This window comes from Sulfurimonas sp., from assembly GCF_027056685.1.
GTDB lineage: Bacteria > Campylobacterota > Campylobacteria > Campylobacterales > Sulfurimonadaceae > Sulfurimonas.
Map to the genome: position 1 here is coordinate 1 of NZ_JALUKE010000024.1, position 5803 is coordinate 5803.

General features: G+C 34.6%; 7 protein-coding genes and 1 pseudogene. 6 read left to right on the forward strand and 2 right to left on the reverse strand.

Going from position 1 to position 5803, the window contains the following annotated elements; all coding sequences use genetic code 11:
- Positions 1 to 41: 41 nt before the first annotated feature.
- Positions 42 to 353 (forward strand): type II toxin-antitoxin system HigB family toxin, encoded by a 312-nt coding sequence (locus MVY38_RS00900; RefSeq protein ID WP_297482425.1) that lies wholly within the window; start codon positions 42 to 44, stop codon positions 351 to 353.
- Complete coding sequence (locus MVY38_RS00905; RefSeq protein WP_297482431.1) at positions 343 to 714, forward strand: DNA-binding protein; 372 nt, start codon at positions 343 to 345, stop codon at positions 712 to 714. The genes MVY38_RS00900 and MVY38_RS00905 overlap by 11 nt, the downstream gene beginning before the upstream one ends.
- A 104-nt stretch (positions 715 to 818) precedes the next feature.
- On the opposite strand, the gene MVY38_RS00910 is transcribed toward MVY38_RS00905, so the two are convergent.
- Positions 819 to 1037, reverse strand: a complete 219-nt coding sequence (locus MVY38_RS00910) for a hypothetical protein (RefSeq protein ID WP_297482435.1) — start codon at positions 1035 to 1037, stop codon at positions 819 to 821.
- A 291-nt stretch (positions 1038 to 1328) separates the two neighbouring features.
- Here MVY38_RS00910 and MVY38_RS00915 point away from each other — a divergent pair, with 291 nt between their 5' ends.
- Genes MVY38_RS00915 through MVY38_RS00925 form a run of 3 tightly spaced genes read left to right on the forward strand, consistent with a single transcriptional unit; the run spans position 1329 to position 4839 of the window.
- Positions 1329 to 1580 (forward strand): Rho-binding antiterminator, encoded by a 252-nt coding sequence (locus tag MVY38_RS00915; protein ID WP_297482438.1) that lies wholly within the window; start codon positions 1329 to 1331, stop codon positions 1578 to 1580.
- A gap of 3 nt (positions 1581 to 1583) precedes the next feature.
- Positions 1584 to 3527, forward strand: coding sequence for a DUF255 domain-containing protein (locus MVY38_RS00920; RefSeq protein ID WP_297482441.1), 1944 nt, complete (start codon positions 1584 to 1586; stop codon positions 3525 to 3527).
- A gap of 7 nt (positions 3528 to 3534) precedes the next feature.
- On the forward strand, positions 3535 to 4839 hold the full coding sequence (locus MVY38_RS00925; protein WP_297482443.1) for an APC family permease: 1305 nt from the start codon (positions 3535 to 3537) through the stop codon (positions 4837 to 4839).
- Positions 4840 to 4880: 41 nt separating this feature from the next.
- Here the strand turns inward: MVY38_RS00925 and MVY38_RS00930 are convergent, their stop codons facing one another.
- Positions 4881 to 5240, reverse strand: a complete 360-nt coding sequence (locus tag MVY38_RS00930; protein WP_297482446.1) for a rhodanese-like domain-containing protein — start codon at positions 5238 to 5240, stop codon at positions 4881 to 4883.
- Between the two features lie 190 nt (positions 5241 to 5430).
- Here MVY38_RS00930 and MVY38_RS00935 point away from each other — a divergent pair.
- Positions 5431 to 5803 (forward strand): annotated as a pseudogene (locus MVY38_RS00935) (radical SAM protein); the annotation flags it as partial.

Below are 5803 nucleotides of genomic sequence, written 5' to 3' on the forward strand. Positions count from 1 at the left end.
AGTTAAAGTTCTATTAATGGGAACTACACTATAATACTTTTATGCGAATAATTTCAAAAAAGACACTAAAAGATTTTTATGAACAACCAAAATATCAAGATAGTAAAAGTGCTTTAGAGTCTTGGCATAAAGAGGTTCTGAAACTAGATTGGAATAATCCAAATGAAATTAAAGAGATGTATAGAAGTGCTAGTATTATTGGAGATACAAAAGTTGTCTTTAATATTGCAGGAAACAAATATAGATTGATTGTTACCATAAACTACTATGCAAAAATTGTATTTATAAAGTTTATCGGAACACATAAACAGTATGACAAAATAAATATTGAGGAGTTATCAAATGAATATTAGACCTATTAAAAATGAAGAAGATTATACTCAAACATTAGAGCATATAGAAAGTTTAATGGATGCTAAACCAAATACACCACAAATGGACGAATTGGAAGTGCTTACAACACTCCTTGAAGCTTATGAAGAACAACATTATAAAATAGAAGCTCCAGACCCTATTGAAGCTATTAAGTTTAGAATGGAACAAGAGGGTCTAAAACAAAAAGATTTAGTTCCAATAGTTGGAAGTAAATCAAGAGTATCAGAGATACTTAATAGAAAAAGAAAGTTAACTATTGAGATGATAAGAAATTTACATAAGCAACTTCATATACCAGTCGAGAGTTTATTTTTGGATTACAAAACAAACTGTGCTTAAATGCTAACAAAACAGAGAGACTGTGAACTTAGTCCAATTCGTCCTTAATTGAGCTTAATTTCTCACCTCAATTTTTACAAATATCTCATCTTTTTTGGGATATTTTATAAAAACAGAAATCTTTCTAAAAAATAGCCTAAATTAAGTCTAAACGCCAAGATATACGCTGCTATTTCCTCCCTTATTTGGGTTAAATTATTCTCTTTTATAGCTACATATGCTTCTATTGCACGAACTACATTATCTTCTTCTACTAACTCATCTAAACTTGGTGGAAACATTAGTTGCTGTTTACGGTTTAAGCCTTGTTTGTATATACCCATATAGTGCCCTTTCTATAGGAGTTATTATACTGTTTCTGTGATTTTAGTATGGTTAATTTTAGGGTACTTTTGGTAGAATATTTTACAGTATTTGGAGTTGGGTTCTTTCACAGTCTCATAGTAGCGAATAAGTAGCCTTACGACTTTTTAAAGGTACCCATATGTTAGAATGAAATAATTAGATATTTAGGAAGGTAAAATGCTAACAAATTCAATGTTTTATGGAATAATTATAGGAGTGTACTGTGATTTAAATGGGCTTCGCCGTTAATTTTTAAAAGATTATTAAAAATGATAACATGTCAACAATATGACTATATAGAAATCGCCTGTATGTACCAATTTCCTGTAATATTAACCCTCAATACAGGTGAGACAATTAAAGGAGTTGCAAAAAACACCAAACGCAACGAATTAGGCGAAGAGTGTATACAACTTCTTGTAGATGATAAAAATGTTTTGATTGTATTAGATACAATTACAAAGCTAAAAGTATCTGTAGCAAATCCACATTTTAGTGAAGTTATTTTACATAAGGAGTAAGCCTTGAAAATTTTATTACTTTTGTTTGTTCTCTATTTTCCCATCCTAAATGCAAACGAACTTGCAAAAGAGACCTCTCCTTACCTACTCCAACACGCAACAAATCCTGTAAATTGGATGCCTTGGTCTGCTCGTGCATTTGCAAAGGCAAAGAGAGAAAATAGACCTATTTTTCTCTCTATTGGATATTCTACTTGTCATTGGTGTCATGTGATGGAGAAAGAATCCTTTGTAAATAAAAAAATTGCAGGACTTTTAAATAAATACTTTATTTCCATCAAAGTAGATAAAGAGGAGATGCCTCAGTTAGATATTTACTACCAAAATATCTATAAAAATTATAAAAAGCATGTGGGTGGATGGCCTTTAAGTGTTTTTATGACACCACAAAAAAAAGTCTTTTACATTACCACATATATACCCCCACACCGTGAAAGTTATGCAGAGGGGTTTAATACACTTTTAGAGCGTCTGCATCGTCTCTATGAAGATAAACAGACTCTTGCTAAAGAAATTTTTACCATTGCAAATGCAAAAAACTTACAAACGAAAAAAGAAAAATCAAAGAACACTCTCTCCTTAAAAAGTATGGTTAATTCCATGAAAAAGGAATATGAGCCTATTTATGAGGGTTTTGGAAGAGGAAAAAAATTTCCAGAGGCAGCAAAATTGAAGCTTCTTGGCAATTTAGCAGAACTCTCTCATGATAAAGAGCTTAAAAGAGATTATTTTGCAATGCTCGATGTGATGGTGTTGCGTGGACTGTATGACCATGCCGAGGGAGGATTTTTTCGCTACACAACCGATGCAGCATGGGAAATTCCCCATTTTGAAAAGATGCTCTATAATCAGGCGGAATTAATTCCTCTGTATGTAAGAGGGTATGCTCTGAGTACAAAAGAACTCTACAGAGATGTTGTTGTTGAAACAATCCAGATGGTAGAGAAGAGATTTAAAAGCCACGATCTCTACTTCAGTGCCAGTGATGCCGACAGCATGGGCGAAGAAGGCGGATATTTTACTTTTACAAAAAAAGAGATAGACAAAGCGTTAGAGCATAATCCTCATGCAACTGAAATTAAAGATGCTATCGCTTTTAGTTATGAGGGAAATTTTCATAACAAGATTCATATCAATTTTGAGACACAAAATCGCCCAGAAGGATTTTACGCATTTCAAAAAGCATTGCAAAAAATCCGCAAGAATAAAACCTACCCTTTTATAGATAAAAAGATAAATACAGCATGGAACAGTATGATGATAGAAGCACTCTATAAAGCTGCGTATATAAATAAGAAATATGCTAAAGAGGCAAATAAAAGCTTAGAGGCTTTAGAGCACTTGATGCTACCTGAGCGAGAACTTTATCATCAAACTATACCAAACCATAAACCAAAACAAAAAGGCTTACTAGAAGATTATTCTTTCTTTATCGGCGCACTTATAGCCTCTTATGAGAGCAATTATAATGAACAGCGACTTACAGAAGCCGAGTATCTTTTAAGTCAAGCCAAAGGGAAGTTTTATAGAGATGGTATATGGTACTTGAGTGAAGATTTAGGAGTAAAAGCAGACTTGAATGACAAATACTACACCTCCGCACTTTCAAAAATCATAGAAGACATCATAAAACTCTCCGCTTTAAAAGAGTCATTTCGCTATGAAAAACTTGCACACAAGAGCATAAAAGCAAATGAAGCAACATTAAAGAGAAAACTTGCTAAAGTTCCAGCACTTGCAGATGATTATCTGATGCAAAAAAGAGGGGTATTTGTACTTAAAAGTAACAAAAAAAACCTTGTAAACAATATGAAAAAAATCAGAGAAGTACACTACCCTTATCTTATGACATTGCAAGAGGATTATAGTGACTATTTGGTCTGTACCCTTAGAAAATGTTTTATAAAGAGTACAAATCTAAACGCAGTCATTCAAGTAGTGAAATAGGAGAAATATGAGAAGTATAGGACTTTTAGGTGCAATTTCCATTGGCATCGGTGGTATGGTTGGTGGCGGAATTTTCGCTGTTTTGGGTGAAGCAGTCTCTTTGGCACACGGTGCAACAGCAGTTGCGTTTGGTCTTGGTGGGCTCATAGCACTTTTGACAGCTTACTCCTATGCCAAACTCTCTGTTACATTTCAAAGTGAGGGTGGTACGGTCACTTTCATTGACAAAGCATTTGGTGACAATATCCTCTCTGGTTCTGTAAACCTGATGCTTTGGCTAAGTTACTTGGTCACCATTTCACTCTATGCTACTGCGTTTGCATCGTATGGAGAAACTTTTTTCAAGCACCCCTCTTCACTTTTGCACCATGGTCTTATCACGGCTGCCATCATCTTTCCTGCCATCATCAATCTTGTGAGTGCCTCTTTTGTAGGTAAGAGTGAAACAGTCATTGTTGTCATAAAAGTTTCACTACTTGTTCTGGTTATTGTCGCTGGAGCGTCGTTTGTAGAGCCTCAGCGAATAGCACCACAACACTGGGCATCTCCACTCTCCATCGTTGTAGCAGGGATGATAATATTTGTAGCCTATGAAGGTTTTGAGCTTATTGCCAATTCTGCAGAGGACATTAAAAATCCCGACAAAAACCTCCCTCGTGCATTTTATGCTTCAGTTATTATTGTTATAGCACTCTATGTACTTATTTCAATTATTACTGTAGGTTGTGTAAGTGAAGATGTACTTATGAAAGCAAAAGATTATGCGCTTGCAGCTGCCGCACAACCCTCTCTTGGACACACAGGATTTGTACTTGTCTCCTTTGCTGCCCTACTCTCTACATTTTCAGCCATAAACGCAACTATTTATGGGAATGCAAGGCTTGGCTATATCATCGCCAAAGATGGTAAACTTCCACGAACTTTGATGGTAGAAGATAAACGCAGTGGTGTCCCATTTCGTGGGGTTTTATATACAACACTTTTTAGTGTGCTCCTTGCAAATAGCATCGACCTCACAGAGATTGCCATCATAGGAAGTGCAGGCTTTTTACTCATCTTTTTTCTTGTAAATATCAGTGCATATAGACTTGCCAAAGAGATTGACGCTGCTAAAATTATTCTTATGCTTTCCTCATTTTTAACTTTTGTAGCACTAGGAACACTTCTTTTTCATACATATACATCAAATCCACATGCCGTTATTATTTTTATTACATTTATTATGATATCTGTTATGTTTGAGCTTATATATGGTCGTTATATCCGTGGTGAGATATTTAATAGAAAATATAAAACGGCAAAGAAAAAATAGCTTAGTAGAAATTAATAATAAAAGTTTGTAAAATAGATTTTTTACTCTTTTATTTTTCTTTCCCAATCAGCTTGTGTAGCTACATCATATACACTCCAGCCCTTTTCTCGTAAAACTTTTGCACTCGTATTACTGCGGTTGCCTGTTCTACAATAAACGACTATCTCTTTATTTTTTGGGAGTTTTTTCAAATGCCCTTGCATAATCTCTTCAATAGGGAGATTTATAGCACCATCAATATGTTTTTGTTTATATTCTTGTGGTGTTCGTACATCAACAATGATAGCACCTGCTTCAACTGCCTCATGAGCCTTTTTCAAATCTTCATCGTTTACTTTTGAACAAGCTGAAAAGAGTCCAGCTGTCAACACAAGTATCAATACACATACAATTTTTTTCAATTTCAATCCTACTATTTTGATATGTGCAATAGTATCAAAAAATCTTTAATCCTGTATCAGTTTTATTTCACTAGAAAAAATTCATAAGGTTACTATTTGTAACAAATATTTGACTTTTTTTAATAATTTCAGTAAAATCACAACAACTTGAGTCTCTAACTATAAATAGTTATGACTACAAAGGACTAATATGAACTACTATAAAAATTTAGAAAAATCAAATAAAATCATCTGTATGCTCTGCCAGCACTTCTGCCAACTCAAAGAGGGACAAGTTGGAATTTGCGGAGTCAATAAAAATGAAAACGGTGCACTTAAAACACTTGTCTACGGACATCCGAGTGCGCTCAATCTTGATCCTGTCGAGAAAAAGCCTATGTATCATCTGTTGCCCGGAACATCGGCACTTTCACTTGGAACAGTCGGGTGTAACTTCAAGTGTCCATTTTGCCAAAACTGGCAAATATCACAAGAACACTCGGTCGATACAAGCGTAGATATTTCGCCACAAAAGATGGTTGACCTTGCTATAGAAAATGGTGCAGCTTCCATCGCTTATACCT